This window comes from Paenibacillus terricola, from assembly GCF_014779765.1.
Lineage (GTDB): Bacteria > Bacillota > Bacilli > Paenibacillales > Paenibacillaceae > Paenibacillus_T > Paenibacillus_T terricola.
Map to the genome: position 1 here is coordinate 1280381 of NZ_JACXZA010000001.1, position 22358 is coordinate 1302738.

A 22358-nucleotide genomic window follows, 5' to 3' on the forward strand; every position below is an offset into this window, starting at 1 on the left:
AATGTCAATCGGGGCGATTTTTTTATCCATAAACTCTTGCACATCGTATGCCGATATATCGTTCATATAGATACGTGAAGATTGAGGGGAATTGACACCTTGAACAACAACATTACACAAATGATGAGAGGCCTGCTAGGTGATGTGAAGAGCGGCGATACCCGGAAGGTGGAGCTGAAACCAGGTCAAGTCGTACGAGGCGTCGTCATGAAGGTGGAGAGCGATAGCAAGGATGCTATTGTTCAAATTAACGGGGTTCAGGTGCGTGCGAAGCTGGAGACACCACTCGCTCCGGGACAGACGGCGATGCTGAAGGTACAGCCTGAGTCGACATCGGAGTCCATTGTGCTGAAGCCAGTTGAAACAGCGGCTGACCAAGCAACAGATGAAACGATTCGTCAGCTTGTGAAGGCAGCTGGGATGCCGGAGACGAAGTGGGCGATGGATCTCGTTCGGGATCTCAAACGGGATGGCATACCGCTGACGCGAGATGTGATAGAGGCGCTGAAGAAGGCTGTCGAGTCGGTGCCGAAGGGGGTTGACCCTGAGGAATGGATGCGTGCAGCAGCTGTTGCGCTGAGGCGGGGCATGCCGGTTACGGAGCAAACGGTTGCAGGAATGCGACAAATCATGTATGGCAAGCCAGTGCATCAGCTGTTGGCAGACCTGGAGATGCAGCTGGAGAGCATACCATCTCAGCAGGCGGTCACAAGTGGTGCACATGAGCATGAGAATGCTGTAGGCGATACATTGGCACGATTAAAGGTTATTCTAGCGGACATGAAATCAACAGCTAATGGATCAACGAATACTGCTGCGGCAGATGCGGAATCCAATCATGCAGGTGACGTATCAGGTGCGAAGAACGCATTGACTGCGCAAGCGTCGAGACCGTCTGCGAATCTGATTGCCTTACAGAAGGCGGCAGCATATGAAGCGATGGAGCTGCCTGGCGATACCATTGAGATGCCAATGAATAGAACGGCTGTAAGCGGATCCGCAGGCCAAACGGATAGCATATTGGCGAAAGCATCTGCCGAGACCACGATTGCGACTGGACAAGGTCAAGCAGCCCCTTCCAGCATAGGAAGCGACACTAACGGATGGATTGGTAAAATGCTGCAGCTGCTCGGGGTTAACCATGAGCAGGAGCTGCTGCATGAGACCGCTAAGCAGCTAGCGTCTAGTACGAATGATAATAAGACTGCGGCAGCTCCTGTAGCACGTTCTAATCAAGAACCAGCGGATCAACAAGTCTCGATGATGAAGCAGCCGAGTGCATTAGATTTAGGAGCAGCCCCTGCACGTCCCACAGGCATACCAACAGCGACAGTGACCGTCGGTGCAGATGAGGTTGAAGCAACTGTTGAAGGCGGAACAGCTGATCATGCTGCTGAGCGTAGCAATAATGGCCAGCAGCAAGCCCAGGCACAAGCTGCATCTGCACAGGGACGAACAACATCTACACCACATGTTCACTCGCCTCAGCTAACTGATGATGGAATGCCAGCGCCATTGCAGAACGGCATTCGGCCGACGGAGAACGCCGTTTCCGAAACGTTAAAGAGTACGCTGTTGTCGCTTGCCGCGATGGATGACGCGCCACCTCAGTTGCGTGAAACTGCCCAACAGCTCATTCATCATATAACCGGTCAGCAACTGATGCTTGCGCCAGAACGGAACGGCTCTGTACTGACACATGTTACGTTGTTCATCCCGATCCAGGATGAGAATGGCAGCCAGACAGCTTCTGTCCATGTGCAGACACGAAGAGGAGCTAAAAATGAACTGGATGCCGCGAACTGCCGACTTTTGTTTGACCTGCATCTGAAGGTGCTTGGCGATACGGTTGTTGATGTTCATGTGGTCGATAAGATCGTGAACTTGAATATTTGGAATGATCACCCTGTCATGAATCTCATTGCGGATGGCGAACGTGGGGCAGTGGCGAATGCTTTGAATAACGCAGGTTATCAGCTGCTTACCTTTAATGTAAGGCCGACAATGCGTCATGCAACTGCTAGCGGTGATCAATCCGATGAGTTAATTAGCGATCTGCTTATGCCGGACATCCCCTCTTATGGCGGCACACCTTATAAAGGAGTCGATATCAAGATATGAAAGACAAGCCAAGATCGACTCCAACTGCATCTGCGTCCGCAGAAGAACAGACAACGGAATCGGTGCGCAGAGCGGTTGCTCTCAAATACGAGCCAGGTGAGCGTTCGGCGCCTGTCGTTGTGGCGAAAGGCAAAGGATATCTGGCTAATGCGATTGTGGAGAAGGCAGCGGAGAACGGCGTTCCCGTCCAGGAGGACGCATCGCTCGTTGAAGTGCTCTCCAAGATCGATCTTAATCAGGAAATTCCGCCGGAATTATATGCGCTTGTTGCTGAAATATTAAGCTTCATCTATCGTTCGGATAAGCGGGCAGGAGGATGGGATGATTAATCGGAAACGAAGCCGAGTGGAGATAGGACGGCTTGGTGAGGAAGCGGCAGCCGCCTATTTGGCGGCTGCCGGTTATCGGATTCATGCGCGTAATTGGCGATGCAAAGCCGGCGAGCTGGATATAGCAGCCGAACATAACGGAACGCTAGTGATTGTAGAAGTGCGGACTAGGACCCTAGGCTCGTCAATGGCTTATGGAACTGCGGCGGAATCGATTGATGCGCGTAAAGCGTACAAAGTCAGAATTGCAGCAGAAGCGTACATTCAAGCCCACAAGCTATATAACATGCCTGTGCGCGTAGACGCCATGACGATAACATTAGCGGCAGACGGAACTGCATCTGATATTACGCACCTGAAAGCCGTGTTCTAGATTTACTCTCCAATGGTTTCTCCCGCGCGTCGGTATTGGATTGCCTCCGACATATGAATCTCCTTGATCTCCGCACTTCCATCGACATCTGCAATCGTTCGTGCAAGCCGAAGAAGTCGATCATGCGCACGAAAGCTAATGCCTAGGGCATCGAAAGCATGACGCAATAAGGTTGAAGCTTCAATCGACAGCTTAGCTGCTTGATGAAGAGAAGCGCCGGCTAATTCTCCGTTGCTTTTTACCCCGATTTCCTTCGCGCGATATGCCTGTCGTTCAACTGCAGCCATAACGCTATTCCGCATTTCTGTACTGGACATACCTGCTTTGGCTGCTTGAATTGAAGCAGGGCGAGGCACCTCAAGAAGCAGATCGATACGGTCGATAAGCGGTCCTGAAATTTTGCTCCGATAACGCAGAACTGCTGTATCTGAGCAAGTGCATCGTCGATCTCCTGTTTCATTCCCCCAATATCCGCATGGGCATGGATTCATCGAAGCTGCAAGCATGAAGCGGGCTGGGAAGCGGGTAACGGCACGTGTACGCGCAATAGTGACCTCTCGATCTTCAAGCGGCTGGCGCAGCACTTCTAGTGCTGGCCGTGAAAACTCAGGCAATTCATCTAGAAATAAAACACCTCGGTGAGCGAGTGTTGCTTCACCAGGACGTGGGATAGTGCCACCGCCAATAAGTCCGCCGGTCGATATGGTGTGATGCGGAGCGCGGAAGGGACGCATGCGAATGAGCGAGGAAGGACTGCTGCCTAGCTTGCCGGCAACGCTGTATATCTTCGTAACTTCAAGCGCTTCCTCATCGGATAATGGCGGAAGAATCGTTGGCAGCCGTTTGGCCAGCATGGTCTTTCCAGTTCCGGGAGGGCCACTTAGCATGAAGTTGTGATTTCCTGCAGCCGCGATCAGCAAAGCTCGCTTCGCGCCATGCAAACCAAGCACATCTGCGTAGTCCAGGATTGCTTGTCCACTGCCATCCGCGCCGACAGTTGAATGGCTGCTGGAGCATTGTGCCACATTAAACAAGAAGTCCTTCCAGCTGTCACCTTGACCCCATGCCCCTAGTTCATTGAGATGACTGATGGCATACACTTCAAGCCCATGAATTAACACGGCTTCAGCTGCATTGCCTAGCGGCAATACGACTCGTCGAATACCGCTGCGCATCGCTTGCTCCACCATCGGGAGAACACCAGTGACAGCTCTAAGCTCGCCGTTAAGTGATAGCTCCCCAATCAACATCATTCCTTGAAAAGCTTCAGCTGGAAGTTGTTCGCTTGCAACTAATATAGCGCCAGCAATGGTGAGGTCGAAGGCGGTGCCTTCCTTGCGTAAATCAGCGGGAGCCAGATTAACGGTAATTCGGCTCATCGGAAACTGAAATCCACAGTTGCGGATTGCGGCGCGGACGCGTTCTGACGATTCCCGAATTGCGCTATCAGGCAGCCCGACCAAATTAAGCTGGGGTAAACCGCCTGAAATATCAGCCTCGACAGTAATCATAATTCCTTCGACACCGCTTACGCTTGCTCCCAACATTTGTGCATACATAATAAAAAACACCTCCGCCATATTCGGACGAAGGTGCTTCCTTACTGTTCCGTACCATTTGTATCCATTTATAATCATCATAATAGGAGAATAATTACATGTCAACGACTGGGTGCTGCATCTCCTCAAAATAGAGGCTAAACCCGCGTCGATTCAGACATTTTGGGATACACTACGGTAGGGTTGGATAATGGCTATCATCTCAAAACTAGATTGATTCCATATCAAAAGAGTAGATTTTATTTTTATTAAAATAGAGGTAAGAATTAACGTTTAGTGATAAACTATAATTGTTTGTTTTCACATTAACATTGCTTGATTCAGTTTGCGGATTGGAGGATTTCGTTAATGAATATCCATGAGTACCAAGGCAAAGAAGTCCTGAAGCAATATGGGGTTTCTGTGCCGGAAGGCAAAGTAGCCTTTACCGTTGACGAGGCAGTTGAAGCGGCTAAGTCGCTCGGCACTTCTGTCGTCGTAGTTAAAGCGCAAATCCACGCAGGTGGTCGCGGTAAAGCAGGCGGCGTTAAAGTCGCTAAAAACCTGGATGAAGTGAAAGCTTACGCGAGTGAAATTCTCGGCAAAACGCTTGTCACGCACCAAACAGGTCCAGAAGGCAAAGAAGTAAAGCGCCTGCTCATCGAGCAAGGCTGCGACATTAAGAAAGAGTACTACGTCGGCGTTGTCGTTGACCGTGGTACAGGCCGCGTCGTTCTGATGGCTTCCGAAGAAGGCGGCACGGAGATCGAAGAAGTGGCGGCTCATTCGCCAGAGAAAATCTTCAAAGAAGTTGTTGACCCTGCAATTGGTCTTCAACCGTTCCAAGCGAAGCGTCTGGCATTCAACATCAACATTCCTAAAGAGCTCGTGAACAAAGCAGCTAGCTTCATGATCGCTCTCTACACGGCATTCGTTGACAAAGATTGCTCGATCGCTGAGATCAACCCGCTCGTCGTAACTGGCGACGGCAACGTTATGGCACTGGATGCCAAGTTGAACTTCGATTCCAACGCACTGTTCCGTCACCCTGATATCGTGGCGCTGCGCGACCTGGAAGAAGAAGACGAGAAAGAAATCGAAGCGTCCAAGTATGACTTGAGCTACATCGCACTCGACGGCAACATCGGCTGCATGGTTAACGGTGCGGGTCTGGCTATGGCAACGATGGACATTATCAAATATTATGGCGGCGACCCTGCCAACTTCCTCGACGTAGGCGGCGGTGCTACGAAAGAGAAAGTAACGGAAGCATTCAAAATCATTTTGTCCGACGAGCAAGTGAAAGGTATCTTCGTTAACATCTTCGGCGGCATTATGCGTTGTGACGTTATTGCTGAAGGCGTAATCGCAGCTGCGAAAGAGCTCGGACTGAATCGTCCGCTCGTCGTACGTCTGGAAGGCACGAACGTAGAGATCGGCAAAAAGATGCTGGGCGAATCCGGCCTGAACATTGTTGCGGCTGATTCGATGGCGGATGGCGCTCAGAAGATCGTTGCGCTCGTGAAATAAGGACTAACAAGCGACTAATTCCGAATTTTTTCTCAGGGGATGTGAAATTTCGATGAGCATTTTGATCAATAAAGATACAAAAGTCATCACGCAGGGCATCACGGGTAAAACCGCGCTGTTCCACGCGAAAGGCGCGCTCGATTACGGCACGCAGATGGTCGGCGGCACGTCGCCGGGCAAAGGCGGCACGACGGTTGATATCGCGCTCGAGAACGGAACGACGGCATCGCTGCCTGTATTCAATACCGTTTCTGAAGCGGTAGCAGCTACAGGTGCAACGGCTTCGGTTATCTACGTTCCGCCAGCATTCGCTGCGGACGCGATTCTTGAAGCAGTAGACGCACAACTGGACCTCGTTATCTGCATTACGGAAGGTATTCCGGTGCTCGATATGGTTAAAGTTTCGCGTTATATGGAAGGCAAGAAAACACGTCTGATCGGACCGAACTGCCCAGGTGTTATTACGCCTGACGAGTGCAAAATCGGTATCATGCCTGGTTACATTCATACGAAAGGTCATGTCGGCGTTGTATCGCGCTCCGGCACGCTTACGTATGAGGCTGTTCACCAGCTGTCGACGCGCGGCATTGGCCAATCGTCCGCAGTAGGTATCGGCGGCGACCCGGTTAAAGGTACGGAATTCATCGACGTGCTCAGCATGTTTAATGAAGATCCAGAAACGTATGCTGTTATCATGATCGGTGAGATCGGCGGTACGGCAGAGGAAGAAGCTGCTGAATGGATCAAAGCGAACATGAAGAAGCCAGTTGTTGGCTTCATCGGCGGCGCAACGGCTCCAGAAGGCAAGCGCATGGGACATGCTGGTGCTATTATTTCCGGCGGCAAAGGTACGGCTGCTGAGAAAATCAAGACGTTGGAAGCGTGCGGCATCAAAGTTGCGCCTACGCCGTCTGAGATGGGCTCTACGCTCGTATCCGTACTCGAAGAGCAAGGTCTGCTCGAGAAATGCATTACGCGTAAATAATGAAGTGAATATGGTTAAGAAACACGTCTATGCTTCGGCAAGCGTGTTTCTAACGATAAGGCAAGCAGCCTTTCGGCCCTTTTTGGGCACGAATGGCTGCTTTTTTGCATTTAAGTCGATTAGGCGGCTTGCATTCTCGTTCCGGCTAGAGCACAATAGGAAAGGAATGTAGGCCTCCATTATGGGGGTTATTGGAATGTGCGATGAGAAGAAGCGCAAGTTGTTGATTATGCTGCATCAAATGCCGGGGGTTGGTTGGAGATCGATTAAGCGCGCGATGGATGCAGAGCTGTGGAACCGTACCATGCTTGACAGCGTAGATGTATGGTTGACGGCAGGATTTCGTCCTGAGGCTGCCGCTGAAGCAGCTCGACGTTTCTCGGACTTCGAATCGGGGTATGATTCTATCATGTCGGGCTATTCGAAGCATAAGGCGATAATCCTCACCATGGATGATGCCGATTACCCTGACCAGCTTCGTAATATCGATGAGCCGCCCTGGGTGTTGTACGCGATTGGCAAGATCGAGTTGATGCATCGGCATTCGGTCTCTATCGTTGGTACACGCACGCCTACAGCTTATGGCAGACATATGACCAAGGAATTGGCGCAAGGCTTCGCTGCGCGCGGTCTGACGGTCGTAAGCGGCCTGGCAAGAGGAATCGACGGGGTAGCGCACGAAGCGTCTGTAAAGCTAGCAGGAAGCACGATAGCTGTGCTCGGAACACCGCTTGACCGCATCTATCCGCCACAACATGCCTCATTATTCAGGCAAATTGCCGTAGATGGACTGCTGCTGACGGAAGTGCCGTTAGGTATGGCGTTCCATCCTGGCCTATTTCCTCTGCGTAATCGCATTATTGCGGGGTTGTCTGCTGGAACAGTAGTCATTGAGGCAGCAGCTAGAAGCGGCTCCCTCATCACTGCAGAGCAGGCATTCGCATTTGATCGCGAGCTGTTCGCACTTCCTGGGCCAGTTACATCGCCTAAGAGTGCCGGAACGAATCAACTGCTTGCCGATCGTAAGGCAAATGCGATATTATCTGTCGAGGATTGGTTTAAGCAATTACCGTATACCAGTTATCCGAGTGAAAGTTTGCAGCATCTGTCTGAGCCAGTTTCAACGTTGAAATCAACCGACGAACTGACAGGAGATGCCAAGCTCGTATACGATCTGCTGCTCGATCATCCATGTTCAGCAGACGAGCTGCATGAGGCTACTGGAATACCGCTTGGACTTTTGCACGCCGTTCTGATAAATTTATGTATAACTCGCAGGATACATCTACAGAACGGCTCTACATATTCCATTATTTAAACTGCTGGGAGAGGAGGACGCTTAATGGCGGATTCGCTCGTTATTGTCGAGTCGCCTGCTAAGGCGAAGACGATCGGCAAATATTTGGGCAGCAAATATATCGTGAAAGCGTCCATGGGGCACATTCGTGATTTGCCGAAAAGCCAGACTGGTGTAGAAGTCGAGAACGACTTCCAACCGAAATATATAACGATTCGCGGTAAAGGCAACGTCCTGAAGGAATTGAAGGATGCGAGCAAAAAAGTGAAAACTGTCTATCTCGCAGCCGACCCCGATCGCGAAGGAGAAGCGATCGCTTGGCATCTAGCCCACTACTTGGAGCTGGATGAAGCGAAGAGCTGCCGTGTCGTTTTCAACGAAATTACGAAACAGGCTGTTAAGGATGCTTTCAAGACGCCGAGACCAATCAATATGGATTTGGTCAATGCACAGCAAGCTCGCCGTATTTTGGACCGATTGGTAGGTTACAAAATCAGCCCGCTGTTGTGGAAGAAAGTAAAGAAAGGGCTCTCCGCTGGCCGCGTTCAGTCGGTAACGGTGAAGCTTATTATCGATCGCGAGAATGAGATTGAAGCATTCGTGCCGGAAGAGTACTGGACGATCACAGCCCGTTTGAACAAAAATGGGGCACCGTTCGAAGCTAAATTCTATTCGGTCGCTGGCGAGAAGCGTGAACTCGGCAACGAAGCTGATATGCAGGCCGTTTTTGATGCGATGAACGGTGCACCGTTCACGGTCACCGATGTGCGAGAGAAGGAACGGCTTCGTAATCCGGCGCCGCCTTTCATTACAAGCTCCCTTCAACAGGAAGCGGCAAGGAAGCTTGGCTTCCGCGCATCCAAGACGATGTCCGTAGCACAGCAATTGTACGAGGGCGTTGATCTTGGCAAAGAAGGTACGGTCGGTTTAATTACGTATATGCGTACGGATTCGACGCGTATCTCGCCTGTCGCACAGGAAGAAGCAAAAGGTTTTATTGAAGGGAAGTACGGGCCGTCTTATTTTCCGGATGAGCCGCGTATTTATTTGAAGAAGAACAGCAACGCACAAGATGCGCATGAAGCGATTCGTCCGACATCCGTGCTGCGCGAGCCGGATCAAATGAAGGAATTCCTCACCCGCGATCAGCTGCGTCTCTACAAGCTGGTCTGGGAGCGATTCGTTGCAAGTCAAATGTCTTCGGCTATCCTGGATACGATGACGGTCGATCTTACAGCTAATGAAACGGTATTCCGTGCAGTTGGCTCCAAAGTAAAGTTCGCCGGCTTCATGAAGGTATATGTCGAGGGCAATGACGACGGCACAACGAACGATGATGATAAATTCTTGCCGGCACTTGCAGTTGGTGATCTCATCACGACAGATTCGATTGAGCCGAAGCAGCATTTTACACAGCCACCGCCTCGCTATACAGAAGCGCGTCTCGTCAAGACGCTGGAAGAGCTCGGTATTGGCCGCCCAAGTACTTATGCGCCAACGCTGGAAACCGTTCAGAAGCGTGGTTATGTAGCGATTGAAGAGAAGAAATTCATCCCGACCGAGCTTGGCGGACTTGTGAGCCAGCTGATGGAGGAGTTCTTCCCAGAAATTCTTGACGTCGAGTTCACTGCACAGATGGAAGGCGATCTCGACCAAGTCGAAGAAGGCACGGAGAACTGGGTGAAGGTACTATCCGAGTTCTACAAATCGTTCGAGAAGCGGCTTGAATTCGCAGAGAACGAGATGAAGGAAGTCGAGCTTCAAGACGAAGTGTCCGATGAGTTGTGCGAAAAGTGCGGCAAACCGATGGTTTACAAAATGGGGCGTTTCGGCAAGTTCCTAGCGTGCTCTGGTTTCCCGGACTGCCGCAACACGAAGCCAATCGTCAAAGACATCGGCGTCACATGTCCGAAATGCGCCAAGGGCAGCATTATCGAGCGCCGCAGCAAGAAAGGGCGCGTATTCTACGGATGCAACTTGTATCCGGAATGCGACTTTGTATCATGGGATAAGCCAGCCGGGGTGCCATGCCCTTCGTGCGGCGGCCTAATGGTCGAGAAGCGCAGCAAGGCAGGCGTAAAGTTGCAGTGTACGGTTTGCGATCATAGCGAACAGGTTGCGGAAGATACCGATGAGGATCACGAACAAGAACAAGCGTAAAGCTTGTACGCATGCATGATTACAACGTGCTGTCCGTCTATTAGAGGCGGCAGCCGTTTTCATTCCGAAAGGTAGGTTTGTACATTGTCTTCAGTTAACAAAGTAACGGTCGTCGGCGCTGGATTGGCCGGCAGCGAAGCTGCTTGGCAAATCGCGTCGCAGGGCGTTCCTGTCACCTTATACGAAATGCGTCCCGTCACACGGACGCCAGCCCATCATACAGATAAATTCGCAGAGCTTGTGTGCAGCAACAGCTTGCGTGCGAACGGACTGACGAATGCAGTTGGCGTACTTAAAGAAGAAATGCGCCGTATTGGCTCCCTTATTCTTGACAGCGCTGACCGCAATGCTGTTCCAGCAGGCGGTGCACTCGCGGTTGACCGCGATGGCTTCTCCGGCGATGTGACGCGATCGCTTCGCGAGCATCCGCTTATTGAGGTGCGCAATGAAGAGCTGACTGCGATTCCTGAGGACGGAATCGTCGTCATAGCAACGGGCCCATTGACAGCACCTTCCTTGTCCCAAAGCATTCAATCGCTGCTGGGTGAAGAATATTTCTACTTCTATGATGCTGCTGCTCCGATCATCGAGAAGGATTCGATCGATATGAGCAAAGTATATCTGGCTTCGCGTTACGATAAAGGGGAAGCAGCGTACTTGAACTGCCCGATGACCGAAGAAGAATTCAATACGTTCCATGATGCGCTCATTACAGCCGAGAAAGCGGAGCTCAAAGAGTTCGAGAAAGAGGTGTACTTCGAAGGCTGCATGCCGATTGAAGTCATGGCTTCTCGCGGCAAGCAGACTGTATTGTTCGGACCAATGAAGCCAGTAGGCCTAATTAACCCGCATACAGGCAAACTTCCATACGCAGTCATTCAGCTTCGTCAGGATAATGCCGCAGGGACGTTGTATAATATGGTTGGCTTCCAGACCCATCTGAAGTGGGGCGAGCAGAAACGCGTCTTCTCCTTGATTCCAGGGCTTGAGAATGCTGAATTCGTACGTTATGGTGTCATGCACCGTAATACATTCATCAACTCCCCAAGATTGCTTGAAGCGACTTATCAATTCAAAGGACGCAATTCGTTGTTCTTCGCTGGTCAAATGACAGGCGTTGAGGGATACGTGGAGTCTGCTGCATCCGGTATGATCGCTGGTTTGAACGCAGGGCGTGTTGCTCGCGGTCTGGATCCGCTTGTATTGCCTGCAGATACAACGCTTGGCAGTATGGCGCAATATATTACGACGGCTGACTTCAAGCACTTCCAGCCGATGAACGCGAACTTCGGTTTGTTCCCTCCACTGGAGAAACGGATGAAGAGCAAACGGGACAAGAACGATGCGATTGCCAATCGTGCTCTTGAATCGATCGAGCAATTCAAACGCGAGCATTTGTCTTAATTGTTTGACTCCTGCGATGTAAGGTTATTAAGGGTTAATAATCATAGAAGATTGATAACTCTGACAAAACGAAGTCATTACTCTCGAAGTAGGTTTTCATGCTTACGATGTAGGTTATTTGCAGCGTGATTTCACCACCAAAACCATCTAAAGCAAATAACCTTTAAAGGAGGTCGTCCATTCATGGAGATGCAATTTCACGCGACGACAATATGCGCAGTGCGACATAATGGTCAAGGCGCTATTGCAGGCGACGGACAGGTAACGTTCGGTAACAGCATGGTAATGAAGAGCACCGCAAAGAAGGTGCGCAGGCTGTATCGCGGTCAAGTCGTTGCTGGGTTTGCCGGATCGGTTGCGGATGCAATTACGTTGTTCGAGAAATTTGAAGGCAAGCTGGAGGAGCATCACGGCAATTTGCAGCGTGCAGCTGTGGAACTTGCTAAGGAATGGCGATCTGACCGCGTGCTAAGACGTCTGGAAGCAATGATGATCGTAATGGATAATACGGGACTTTTGCTTATTTCGGGTAACGGTGAAATTATTGAGCCGGATGATGGGATTCTTGCGATCGGATCTGGCGGCAGCTTCGCACTTGCTGCGGCAAGAGTGCTGAAGCAGCATGCGACGCATCTGGAAGCGAAAGATATGGCAAGAGCAGCGCTGGAAACAGCAGCAGATATTTGTGTGTTCACGAACCGCAACATTATTGTTGAAGAAGTCTAACTGTATCTACCAATCAATAACCGGCGGAGGGATGCTAGTATGAGCAACGAGTCATTGACACCAAGGCAAATTGTTTCGGAACTGGATAAGTACATTGTTGGTCAGAAGCAAGCCAAACGTTCCGTTGCGATCGCTCTGCGGAATCGTTACCGGAGAAGCCGGCTCGCTGAAGAGCTGCGCGATGAAATCGTTCCAAAGAACATTCTAATGATTGGTCCAACCGGTGTAGGTAAAACCGAGATTGCCCGCCGTCTCGCGAAGCTGGTGCAGGCGCCGTTCGTTAAAGTAGAAGCGACGAAATTTACCGAGGTTGGATACGTTGGACGTGACGTTGAATCGATGGTACGGGATCTTGTTGAAACAGCGATTCGAATTGTGAAGGCTGAACGTACTGAAGCGGTTAAAGACCGTGCAGAGGTGCTTGCGAATGAGCGCATCGTCTCTTTGCTCGTTCCATCGCCTAAGAGCGCCAAGACGCAAAAGAATCCGTTTGAGATGCTCTTCGGAGGTCAACAAACGAAAGAAGAAGACAATGAACCTGTACATGATGCTTCCACTGCTGAACAACGTAAGGCAATTAAAGAAAAACTTGCAGCCGGTCTCCTGGAGAACGAGCTGATCGAGATTGAAGTTGAAGACAATTCGCCGAATATGCTCGATATGTTGTCGGGTCAGAATGGGGAAGGCATGGGCGGCATGAACATGCAAGAGCTGTTCGGTCAGTTTATGCCGAAGCGTTCGAAGAAGCGTAAGCTGCGGATTAAAGAAGCGCGCAAGGCACTTACCCAAGAGGAAGCTAATAAACTCATCGATATGGATGACGTTATTTCCGAATCCGTTGCGCGTGCTGAGCAATCTGGTATTATTTTCATAGATGAAATCGACAAAATTGCAAGTCCGTCAAGGGGCGCAGGTCCTGATGTTTCCCGTGAAGGGGTGCAGCGTGATATTCTGCCAATTGTTGAGGGCTCGATTGTCATGACCAAATATGGTCCCGTGAAAACGGACTATGTGCTGTTCGTTGCTGCTGGTGCATTTCATGTTGCGAAACCATCGGATCTCATTCCCGAGCTGCAAGGTCGTTTCCCGATTCGGGTTGAACTGACATCCTTAAGCCTTGAAGACTTCGTCAATATATTGAAGGAACCGAAGAATGCACTGATTAAGCAATATGCAGCGCTGCTCGAGACGGAAGGCATTGCGATCGAATTCTCGGATGAAGCGATTCGCGAGCTGGCGTCGATTGCAGCAGATGTGAATAAGAACACGGAGAACATCGGCGCAAGACGTCTCCACACTATTCTGGAGAAGCTGCTTGAGGATCTGTCGTTCGAAGCGCCAGAACTTCAATTAGAGCAAATTACGATCACTCCTGAGTATGTGCGGGAGAAACTGGGAAGCATCGCGCAAAACCGCGATTTGAGCCAGTATATTTTGTAGCGGCTGTTGGTTCGGGAGGATACAACAATGACTCTTCTGTCAAAAACAAGAACGTTGAACAGGCTGCTCCAGCGGGCAGCCGGCAAAGCACTCAATTTCCGCGAAATGGCGGAGGTGCTGAGCGCAACGATGCAAGGCAATGTATTTGTAGTTAGCCGTAAGGGAAAGATTCTCGGCTGTGCGGCCATTGGCGCTTATGAGCATGATCATATGCGCATGATGTCGCTCGGCGAGATTCGCTTCTCGAACGAGAGCAATGAACGATTTCTGCAGCTGCAGGAGACGGTAACGAATGCGGAACCGGACCCTGGCGTAGTTGAAGTATTCCCGTTATTGTCCGGACAGAGGACGATGACCGTTGTTCCGATCATCGGCGGCGGAGATCGGCTCGGTACGCTCGTACTGACGCGCGATGCGGAGATGTTCGGTGACGAGGACCTTATTCTTGCTGAATACGGCTCGACAATTGTCGGTATGGAAATTTTGCGTGAACGAGCAGAAGAGGTGGAGCTGGAAGCGAGAAGCCGTGCTGTTGTTGCGGTTGCCGTCGGTTCACTCTCGTTTAGCGAAATGGAAGCTGTGGAGCATATTTTCGAAGAGCTAGAAGGGAAAGAAGGACTACTCGTAGCTTCGAAAATTGCGGACAGAGTCGGCATTACGAGATCGGTAATTGTAAACGCGCTGCGCAAGCTGGAGAGCGCGGGAGTTATAGAGACGCGGTCTCTCGGGATGAAGGGTACGTATATCAAAATACTGAATCCTCAACTACTTGTAGAATTAGACAAATTAAAGACGTAAATTGAATAAATAAGCTGTTAGTAGGAAAGCCCCGTCTTTTGTATTCAAAAGATAGGGCTTTTTTCTTATTGTACAAAAATAGGAATTTGTTGAAGATAATCTTGTCGGCAAAACTCGACACTTTCCCATATTATTTTTAATATTTTGGTGTCGAAGAAAGAAGGAATACATCAATTCAGGTTGAATAGTGTTAAGAGATCATGAACAAGAAAGCGGGGGGGACAATCGGTGAAATTGTTAAATGGCGCTGAATTTCGAGTGTTGGAATCAGCGGTACATTCGGCTGAGCTGAGACAGCAGGTCATTTCGGATAACGTCGCTAACGTCGACACTCCGAATTTCAAACGCTCCGAAGTATTGTTTGAGGATCTGCTGACAGAGGCTATGGGAACTAATCAGAAGTCGATATCGGGCTTCAGAACAAATGCTAAGCATATTCCAATAGGGCAATCGTCGGAAGTGCCTGCTCCTATCGTCGCAACAGACGAGAACAGCTCGATAAACAATAACGGCAACAACGTTGATATTGATCGAGAGATGTCGCTGCTAGCAAAGAACCAGCTCGTGTACAATTTGTACATTCAGCAAGTGAACCATGATGTTTCGATGATGCGAACCGCAATTGATGGGAGGGCTTAATTAAGTGAAGCTTAGCGGCGGTTTTGACGCGAATGCATCGGCACTATCGGCACAACGACTTCGGATGGATGTTATCTCCTCCAATATTGCCAATGCAGAAACAACTCGCGCCAAATATATTAATGGCAAATTTGTCCCTTATTCACGGAAGATGGTTGTAATGGAGCCGACTAGTCCAAATTTCTCAGAAGCATTGAAGAACCAGCTCAATGGTACTAGCGGAAGTTCAAGCGGAAGTACTAGTGGAGCAGCATCCCCTGGTGTAAAAGTAACCCAAATCGTTGAGGATAAAACACCTTTCAAACTTGTTTATAATCCAAGTCATCCAGATGCAGATGAGAATGGATACGTACAGATGCCTAACGTTGACATTGCAAAAGAAATGATTGATATGATTTCTGCTAGCAGAGCATATGAAGCGAACGTTACGGCGTTGAACTCCAACAAAGCCATGTTTGCCAAAGCGCTTGAAATCGGAAAGTAAACATGACGGAGGGATAAACCTTGATTCAGCAAATCACATCAATCCCGATTCAATCGGTTCAGTCTGGTAAAACGATTACATCCAATGTCCAAGCGACTCCAGCTGAAGTAACACAATCGTTCGGCGATTTCCTGCAGCAAGCAATCGATGAGGTTAGCGCACAGGAGAAGAACGCACAAGTACAGACGGTTAAGTTTATGGCAGGACAGGCTGACGTGTCGCAAGTCATGATTGCCTCGCAGCAAGCAGAATTAAGCCTTCAGCTCACCACACAAATTCGCAATCGCGTAGTTGAAGCTTATCAAGAGATTATGCGAACGCAAGTTTAGACGGAGAGATTGAGCGGCTACAGCAATGGGTGAGGTGACATTGTGAACGAGACATTCGCCCGGTATCGCGAAGGAGTTTCGCGATGGTGGGGACAGACAGGGAAAAAGCAACGAATTTGGTTAGGCGCTAGTTTAGCATTAATTATCTTATCGATCATTATATTAACTTACATATTTTCAAGAACCCAATATGAGGTTGCATTCAATAACTTAGATTCTACAGATTCGGCAGCCGTTATGAACTACTTGGATAGCAGCGGGGTCAGCTATAAGCTTTCAAGCGATGGCAAAAGCATTTCCGTACCAAGCGCAGCAGCATCACGAGTGAAAATCGAAGTTGGCTCGCAAGGTCTTGTTCGCAACGGTTCGCTCGGTTTTGATTCGATTGCGGAAAACTCCTCTGCTTGGGGAGAAACGGACAACATGTTCGACGTGAAGTACCGGAACGCGCTTAACGGCGAGGTACAGCAGCTTCTGAACAACATGAAGGGTGTCGAATGGTCGAAGGTGCTCGTTACATTGCCAGAAGAAAGCGTATTCGCGAACGATGAAGGCGATAAGGCAATTGCTTCGATCTCGATGAGATTTACGAACGGTTATCGTCCGACTCAGAAAGAAATCGACGGATATTTCAATCTGGTAAAGACAGCGGTACCAAAACTAGCTATCGATGACATTACGATTGCTAGCCCGGAAGGCCAACTGCTTTCCTCTGAACAGAGTGGCGGAGTCGCAAGCACGGACTCGGCAGATCAACTGTTCACGATCCAACGCAAGTATGAGAGCGAACTGAAGAAAAACATTCAGCAATACTTGAGCACAATGATCGGCGAAGGCAATGTAACGGTATATATCGCAAGCAGTCTTAATTTTGATAAGACGCATTCGGAGCAGAATTTGTTGCAGCCACTTGCAAATAACAACAACAATGGCGCACTGATCAGCTCTCAAGATACGAACAAATCGTCGACGAACAACAGCGGCGCTGCAGGCGGCGTACCTGGTACGGGTGAGACGGATGTGCCAGGATATACGGCAACGGATTCGGGCAATGCTTCTTCCGAAGAATCGTCCAGCATCCGTAACTACGAATACAGCACGATCAGAAACATTGTGGAGTCCAGTCCTTTCATGATCAAAGACTTGACGATCAGTGTCGGCGTGAACTCAGCTTCGCTGAAAGGCGATGCGCAATCGCAAATTACGAATTACGTCAAACAAATTCTTCGCACGCAGCTCGCGCAATCGGGCCTTGATGTTTCGAGCGATGCGGTTGTAAGCCAACGTGTAACGGTTATGGCGCAAGACTTTGCAGTTGATGGTGGGGTATCGCAAACATCTAAGCTGAGCAATGCATGGATGGCGGGTATCGGAGCAGCGGCAGTAGCATTGATCGCTGGCCTTGTGTTCTTCGTAAGACGCAAACGTAAGCAGAACGAACAATTGATGGCAGCTGCAGCAGCGGCTGAGCCGGTTCGAGTCGAGTATCCTACAATTGATCTGGAGAATGTGACGAACGACCATCAGGTGAGAAAAAATCTTGAGACGCTGGCCAAGCGCAAGCCGGAAGAATTCGTTAATCTCCTTCGGACTTGGCTTGTGGATGAATAGAGGTGGTCGGCATGGCGCGAGCATATGGGGGTTTGACCGGAAGACAGAAAGCAGCAATCTTGCTGATTACGTTAGGACCTGAAGTATCGGCTGAAATATTCAAGCAGCTGCGAGAAGAAGAGATCGAACAGCTGACACTCGAAATTGCAAATGTTCGCAAAGTCGACAGCGCAGAGCGCGAACTGATTCTAACCGAGTTCCATCAGATCTGCCTTGCGCAGGAATACATTCAACAGGGCGGTATTGCTTACGCCAAAGATATTCTCGAGAAAGCGCTCGGCGAGCAGAAGGCTGTCGAAGTGATTAGCCGACTGACCGCGACATTGCAAGTAAGACCGTTCGACTTCGCCCGCAAAGCGGAGCCAACTCAAATTTTGAACTTTATCCAGAACGAGAACCCGCAAACCATTGCATTGGTACTCTCGTATTTGCAAGCAGAGCAAGCTTCCAGCATTTTGTCGTCGCTGCCGCAAGAGAAGCAGGCTGAGGTGGCAAGAAGAATCGCACTCATGGATAGCACATCGCCGGAAGTCATCTCGCAAGTAGAACGAGTTCTTGAACAAAAGCTGTCTTCAACCGTTACGCAGGACTACTCGACAGCAGGCGGTATCGAATCGATCGTTCATATCCTCAACGGCGTAGACCGCGGTACGGAACGTACAATTCTCGATGCGCTCGAAATTCAAGATCCGGAACTTGCTGAAGAGATCAAGAAACGCATGTTTGTATTCGAAGATATCGTCAATATCGACAACCGTTCCATTCAGCGGATTATCCGCGACCTGGAGAACGCCGATCTGCAACTTGCGCTCAAAGTGGCAAGCGAAGAGGTTCGCGATGCGATCTTCCGCAATATGTCCAAGCGTATGGCGGACACCTTCAAGGAAGAAATGGAATACATGGGGCCTGTCCGGCTGCGTGATGTCGAGGAAGCACAAACTCGCATCGTAGCAACGATCCGCAGGCTGGAAGAAGCCGGCGAGATCATCATCGCTCGCGGTGGAGGAGATGATATCATTGTCTAATTTGATTAAGTCTTCGCATGTTGTATCGGTTGAAGACTTGCGCAAATTGGAATGGCTCAATCGCTATGTGCCATCAGCACCGGTGAATGAACATTTTCAACAAGAGATTCCGCAGCCAGATGCCGAAACGATATCGCTTCGTGATGAAATATTGCTAGATGCCCAGCAGTTCGCTGAAGAGCGTGTGCAAGAGGCGACGACGCAAAGCAATACGATGTTGGCAGAAGCCCAGCAGCAGATTGAACAATGGTGGCAATCACGCCGCGAAGAAGACGAGAACGTAATCCGCCGTGCACAAGACGAAGGATTCAGCCTTGGTTACGAGGATGGACGCGCTCAAGCGATTGGCGATCTGCAGCGTGAATGGCAGCATCGGATCGAAGATGCCCAGCAGCTGCTAAGCTCATCCTATAAGATGAGAGATCAAATCATTCAAGAAGCGGAACCGTTCCTAGTCGAGCTTAGCTGTGCGATCGCTGAGAAAATTATCGGCCATCAGCTCTCGATGAGTCCGGAGCTTGCGATTGATTTGGTTCGAAAGTCTCTGGCAAGACGCAAAGAGCAAGGTGTCATCACATTATGTGTTGCTCCGCAGCATCTAGCATTCATGCAAGCTGCTAGAGAAGAACTTGCTTTAGCAATCGATTCTCAAGCTGAGCTTCATATTCTTCCAGATGTAACCGTACAAGATCATGGATGCGTTATCCGTTCCAGTTTCGGCAGCATTGATGCTCGAATTGATACGCAGCTTACCGAGATCAAACGCGAGCTGACTCAGCTGGCGCTCGAAAGCGACGAGTGGGGGAGCGCCAATGACCGTTCCGAAGCTTAATACGGCGAAGTATCTCGAACATTTGAGACGGATTGATCCTGTTCGTGTTAACGGTAAAGTAACACAAGTTATCGGCCTGACAGTTGAATCGGAAGGGCCGGATGCGAGTATCGGCGATGTATGCCATATCTATCCGACCAAAGGCGCGAAGCCATTGAAAGCCGAAGTCGTCGGATTTCGCGATAATAAAGTGATTCTGATGCCGCTTGGCGAACTGGATGCCATTGGTCCAGGCTGCGACGTTGTTGGGACTGGCAAGCCGCTGACGGTTCAAGTTGGTTCTGAACTGCTTGGTAAAGTGCTCGACGGGTTAGGTCAACCGCTTGATGGTTCCTTTATCCCAAGCCGTATGCCGCACAGCTCTACGAACAATACACCTAGCAATCCACTCATGCGACCACGCGTGAAGGAACCGCTTGGTATCGGTGTTCGCGCGATTGACGGATTACTCACAGTAGGACAAGGTCAGCGTGTTGGTATATTCGCAGGCTCCGGCGTTGGTAAGAGTACGCTGCTTGGGATGATTGCTCGCAATACATCCGCTGATGTGAACGTCATCGCACTGATCGGCGAACGCGGACGCGAGGTGCTCGAATTTATTGAGAAGGACCTCGGACCCGAAGGGCTTGCACGTTCTGTTGTTATCGTAGCAACATCGGATCAACCAGCGCTTGTTCGGATGAAAGGCGCATTGATTGCAACGACGATTGCTGAATATTTTCGCGATCGCGGCTTGAATGTCATGCTCATGATGGACTCGGTTACGCGATATGCGATGGCGCTGCGCGAGGTTGGCCTCGCGATCGGTGAACCGCCTGCAACGAGAGGTTATACGCCATCCGTGTTCGCGGCTCTGCCGAAGCTTCTTGAGCGAGCGGGTACTGGTCAGAACGGTTCGATTACGGCGTTCTACACCGTGCTTGTCGACGGCGATGATATGAATGAGCCGATCGCAGATGCCGTTCGGGGCATCTTGGACGGTCATATCGTATTGAGCCGCGAGCTTGCGCATCAAGGGCATTTTCCAGCGATTGATGTGCTTGCTTCGATCAGCCGCGTCATGAAGGAAATCGTGACGGAAGAGCAGCAGGATGCGGCCAATTCGCTCAAAAGTTTGCTAGCTACTTATAAGAGTTCGGAAGACTTGATCAATATTGGGGCGTATCAAATAGGTTCTAACGAAAAAATTGATCAAGCCATCCATGCAATTGATGATATACGTGCATTTACTAGGCAGAAAACAAACGAGAAGGTAGGTTTGGAGGAAGCGCAACAGCTGCTCATTCAACAATTTCTCGGGAGATGAACGATAAGTGGCAAAGTTTCTATACACCTATGAGAAGATAGTAGGTTTAAAGGAAAGCGAGAAGCGTCAAGCGGAATGGATGTTGTCGGATGCGCTAGGTAAGCTGCAGCTTGAGCAGCTGTCGCTCGATCAATTATTGGAAGAGCGGAAGCTGTGGGAGGAGAGGCAGATGGAGATGGCTCAATCCGCAGTACCGCTGGGTGAGCTGGCAGCTGTTCAGCAGTACTTGAACTATTTGGACAGCAGCATTCAGACCAAAAACGCACAGGTTCGCCTGGCGAATGGAGTCGTAGAGCAAAGCCGCAGCCATCTGACAGTCAAAATGAAAGACGAGAAAGTGTGGCTGCAAGCGAAGGAACGAGCATTCAATCGATTCCGGCAAGCATCGATGCTCCAAGAGCAGAACGAGCTAGATGAAATGGCGACCGTCCGTTTCATGATCGCAGCCCCTTAACCGATGCTAGAAGCTTGCGTAAACCGTGACTTCGGGAGGGATGAAATTGGCGGAAATGGATTTGGACAATGAGCGCTACAGCGGATTTGAACGATTTATGTTCTTCTTGACGCCGATTTTGTTCACGATCATATTGCTTGGCGTGTTTTTAATGCTTTTCAACGAGAATATGAGGAACAAAATGCTAGAAGCAGGCAACTCGATTCCATACTTGGCAGATGTGCTTCCTGATCCAAAAGCGAAGGAAGCGCCTACCGACCAACAGGTGGCAGCTGAGAAGTCGACGGCGAAGATTGATGAGCTGCGTAAGCAGTTGAATGACAAGACGAGCGAGCTGACAGCAGCACAAGACAAAGCAACGCTCGCAGATGACCAGATCAAACAGCTGCAGAGCGAGATTGAATCGCTTACGAAAGCGAACGAACAGAAGCAGCTGGATGATGAACAGTATCAAGCTAAGGTTACAGAACTGGCTAACATGTATGCACTTATGACACCTAGTAAAGCAGCTCCGATTCTGCAGAGTATGTCCACAGATGAAGCTGTGCTCGTACTCGAATCGATGGCTGCGGATAAACAGTCCAAAATTCTTGAAAAGATGAATGCGCAAAAAGCGGCTGACATCTCGATGGGGCTGAAAGATGTCGTATCGACGAAAGATCGCCAGATCGCTGCCCTTCAAGCGCAGTTGGATCGTCAAGCGAAATCGAACGGATCCAGCACGCAGACGTCGACGACGGTTCTGGATAATGCTCAGCTGCAGAAAACATTCGCAAGTATGACGCCAAAGAATGCGGCGGATCTGCTCATCAAGATGGCAGACTTGAGTCCTAGCAAAGTACTACGCATCTTGAATGCTGTAGATGACAGCACTCGCGCTAGTATTTTGCAAGAAATGTCGGCTCTTAACAATGGCGTAACTGCACAGCTCGTTTCGAAGCTGATGACGGGCAAATAATCTCTTCGCTTGCTTTCGT

At 49.9% G+C, this 22358-nt stretch carries 21 protein-coding genes; 20 read left to right on the forward strand and 1 reads right to left on the reverse strand.

Going from position 1 to position 22358, the window contains the following annotated elements:
* Positions 1 to 99: 99 nt before the first annotated feature.
* Genes H8B09_RS05610 through H8B09_RS05620 form a run of 3 tightly spaced genes read left to right on the forward strand, consistent with a single transcriptional unit; the run spans position 100 to position 2823 of the window.
* Positions 100 to 2121: a TP0910 N-terminal domain-containing protein gene (locus H8B09_RS05610; RefSeq protein ID WP_191202434.1), complete on the forward strand. Its 2022-nt coding sequence runs from the start codon at positions 100 to 102 to the stop codon at positions 2119 to 2121.
* Positions 2118 to 2450 (forward strand): EscU/YscU/HrcU family type III secretion system export apparatus switch protein, encoded by a 333-nt coding sequence (locus tag H8B09_RS05615; RefSeq protein WP_191202435.1) that lies wholly within the window; start codon positions 2118 to 2120, stop codon positions 2448 to 2450. The genes H8B09_RS05610 and H8B09_RS05615 overlap by 4 nt, the downstream gene beginning before the upstream one ends.
* Positions 2443 to 2823, forward strand: a complete 381-nt coding sequence (locus tag H8B09_RS05620) for a YraN family protein (protein WP_224753266.1) — start codon at positions 2443 to 2445, stop codon at positions 2821 to 2823. Before H8B09_RS05615 ends, H8B09_RS05620 begins: the two co-directional genes overlap by 8 nt.
* Positions 2824 to 2825: 2 nt before the next feature.
* On the opposite strand, the gene H8B09_RS05625 is transcribed toward H8B09_RS05620, so the two are convergent.
* Positions 2826 to 4382 (reverse strand): YifB family Mg chelatase-like AAA ATPase, encoded by a 1557-nt coding sequence (locus H8B09_RS05625; RefSeq protein ID WP_191202436.1) that lies wholly within the window; start codon positions 4380 to 4382, stop codon positions 2826 to 2828.
* A 348-nt stretch (positions 4383 to 4730) separates the two neighbouring features.
* Between H8B09_RS05625 and sucC the strand changes: the two genes are divergently transcribed.
* The 17 genes from sucC (at position 4731) to H8B09_RS05710 (ending at position 22339) form a co-directional block, all read left to right on the forward strand.
* On the forward strand, positions 4731 to 5891 hold the full coding sequence (gene sucC / locus H8B09_RS05630; protein ID WP_191202437.1) for an ADP-forming succinate--CoA ligase subunit beta: 1161 nt from the start codon (positions 4731 to 4733) through the stop codon (positions 5889 to 5891).
* Positions 5892 to 5943: 52 nt separating this feature from the next.
* Entirely contained in the window at positions 5944 to 6876 is a 933-nt protein-coding gene (sucD, locus tag H8B09_RS05635; RefSeq protein ID WP_110043060.1) for a succinate--CoA ligase subunit alpha, read from the forward strand.
* Positions 6877 to 7072: 196 nt separating this feature from the next.
* Positions 7073 to 8194, forward strand: a complete 1122-nt coding sequence (gene dprA / locus H8B09_RS05640) for a DNA-processing protein DprA (protein WP_191202438.1) — start codon at positions 7073 to 7075, stop codon at positions 8192 to 8194.
* 24 nt (positions 8195 to 8218) lie between these two features.
* On the forward strand, positions 8219 to 10333 hold the full coding sequence (gene topA, locus H8B09_RS05645; RefSeq protein ID WP_191202439.1) for a type I DNA topoisomerase: 2115 nt from the start codon (positions 8219 to 8221) through the stop codon (positions 10331 to 10333).
* 84 nt (positions 10334 to 10417) lie between these two features.
* Positions 10418 to 11737, forward strand: coding sequence for an FADH(2)-oxidizing methylenetetrahydrofolate--tRNA-(uracil(54)-C(5))-methyltransferase TrmFO (gene trmFO / locus H8B09_RS05650; protein ID WP_191202440.1), 1320 nt, complete (start codon positions 10418 to 10420; stop codon positions 11735 to 11737).
* A 183-nt stretch (positions 11738 to 11920) separates the two neighbouring features.
* Complete coding sequence (hslV, locus tag H8B09_RS05655; protein WP_191202441.1) at positions 11921 to 12463, forward strand: ATP-dependent protease subunit HslV; 543 nt, start codon at positions 11921 to 11923, stop codon at positions 12461 to 12463.
* Positions 12464 to 12502: 39 nt separating this feature from the next.
* Positions 12503 to 13903: an ATP-dependent protease ATPase subunit HslU gene (gene hslU, locus H8B09_RS05660; RefSeq protein ID WP_191202442.1), complete on the forward strand. Its 1401-nt coding sequence runs from the start codon at positions 12503 to 12505 to the stop codon at positions 13901 to 13903.
* Between the two features lie 27 nt (positions 13904 to 13930).
* A complete protein-coding gene (gene codY, locus H8B09_RS05665) occupies positions 13931 to 14701 on the forward strand; it encodes a GTP-sensing pleiotropic transcriptional regulator CodY (protein ID WP_191202443.1) in 771 nt (256 codons plus the stop codon).
* A gap of 228 nt (positions 14702 to 14929) precedes the next feature.
* On the forward strand, positions 14930 to 15340 hold the full coding sequence (gene flgB / locus H8B09_RS05670) for a flagellar basal body rod protein FlgB (RefSeq protein ID WP_191202444.1): 411 nt from the start codon (positions 14930 to 14932) through the stop codon (positions 15338 to 15340).
* Between the two features lie 4 nt (positions 15341 to 15344).
* Positions 15345 to 15824, forward strand: coding sequence for a flagellar basal body rod protein FlgC (gene flgC, locus H8B09_RS05675; RefSeq protein WP_191202445.1), 480 nt, complete (start codon positions 15345 to 15347; stop codon positions 15822 to 15824).
* A gap of 20 nt (positions 15825 to 15844) precedes the next feature.
* Positions 15845 to 16153, forward strand: coding sequence for a flagellar hook-basal body complex protein FliE (gene fliE, locus H8B09_RS05680; protein ID WP_191202446.1), 309 nt, complete (start codon positions 15845 to 15847; stop codon positions 16151 to 16153).
* A gap of 42 nt (positions 16154 to 16195) precedes the next feature.
* Positions 16196 to 17764: a flagellar basal-body MS-ring/collar protein FliF gene (gene fliF, locus H8B09_RS05685; protein WP_191202447.1), complete on the forward strand. Its 1569-nt coding sequence runs from the start codon at positions 16196 to 16198 to the stop codon at positions 17762 to 17764.
* Positions 17765 to 17775: 11 nt separating this feature from the next.
* Entirely contained in the window at positions 17776 to 18789 is a 1014-nt protein-coding gene (gene fliG, locus H8B09_RS05690; RefSeq protein WP_191202448.1) for a flagellar motor switch protein FliG, read from the forward strand.
* Positions 18782 to 19621, forward strand: a complete 840-nt coding sequence (locus tag H8B09_RS05695) for a FliH/SctL family protein (protein ID WP_191202449.1) — start codon at positions 18782 to 18784, stop codon at positions 19619 to 19621. Before fliG ends, H8B09_RS05695 begins: the two co-directional genes overlap by 8 nt.
* Positions 19602 to 20927: a flagellar protein export ATPase FliI gene (gene fliI, locus H8B09_RS05700; RefSeq protein WP_191202450.1), complete on the forward strand. Its 1326-nt coding sequence runs from the start codon at positions 19602 to 19604 to the stop codon at positions 20925 to 20927. Before H8B09_RS05695 ends, fliI begins: the two co-directional genes overlap by 20 nt.
* A gap of 7 nt (positions 20928 to 20934) precedes the next feature.
* Complete coding sequence (gene fliJ, locus H8B09_RS05705) at positions 20935 to 21381, forward strand: flagellar export protein FliJ (protein WP_191202451.1); 447 nt, start codon at positions 20935 to 20937, stop codon at positions 21379 to 21381.
* Positions 21382 to 21421: 40 nt separating this feature from the next.
* Complete coding sequence (locus H8B09_RS05710) at positions 21422 to 22339, forward strand: MotE family protein (RefSeq protein WP_224753267.1); 918 nt, start codon at positions 21422 to 21424, stop codon at positions 22337 to 22339.
* Positions 22340 to 22358: the final 19 nt, after the last annotated feature.

Bases quoted from the DNA above. Each gene is read 5' to 3' on its own strand.
- codY (WP_191202443.1), top strand. From the start codon at position 13,931: ATGACTCTTCTGTCAAAAACAAGAACGTTGAACAGGCTGCTCCAGCGG.
- H8B09_RS05620 (WP_224753266.1), top strand. From the start codon at position 2,443: ATGATTAATCGGAAACGAAGCCGAGTGGAGATAGGACGGCTTGGTGAG.
- hslU (WP_191202442.1), top strand. From the start codon at position 12,503: ATGAGCAACGAGTCATTGACACCAAGGCAAATTGTTTCGGAACTGGAT.
- hslV (WP_191202441.1), top strand. From the start codon at position 11,921: ATGGAGATGCAATTTCACGCGACGACAATATGCGCAGTGCGACATAAT.
- fliG (WP_191202448.1), top strand. From the start codon at position 17,776: ATGGCGCGAGCATATGGGGGTTTGACCGGAAGACAGAAAGCAGCAATC.
- sucC (WP_191202437.1), top strand. From the start codon at position 4,731: ATGAATATCCATGAGTACCAAGGCAAAGAAGTCCTGAAGCAATATGGG.
- topA (WP_191202439.1), top strand. From the start codon at position 8,219: ATGGCGGATTCGCTCGTTATTGTCGAGTCGCCTGCTAAGGCGAAGACG.
- sucD (WP_110043060.1), top strand. From the start codon at position 5,944: ATGAGCATTTTGATCAATAAAGATACAAAAGTCATCACGCAGGGCATC.
- fliI (WP_191202450.1), top strand. From the start codon at position 19,602: ATGACCGTTCCGAAGCTTAATACGGCGAAGTATCTCGAACATTTGAGA.
- H8B09_RS05615 (WP_191202435.1), top strand. From the start codon at position 2,118: ATGAAAGACAAGCCAAGATCGACTCCAACTGCATCTGCGTCCGCAGAA.
- dprA (WP_191202438.1), top strand. From the start codon at position 7,073: ATGTGCGATGAGAAGAAGCGCAAGTTGTTGATTATGCTGCATCAAATG.
- H8B09_RS05625 (WP_191202436.1), bottom strand. From the start codon at position 4,382: ATGTATGCACAAATGTTGGGAGCAAGCGTAAGCGGTGTCGAAGGAATT.
- H8B09_RS05710 (WP_224753267.1), top strand. From the start codon at position 21,422: ATGAAATTGGCGGAAATGGATTTGGACAATGAGCGCTACAGCGGATTT.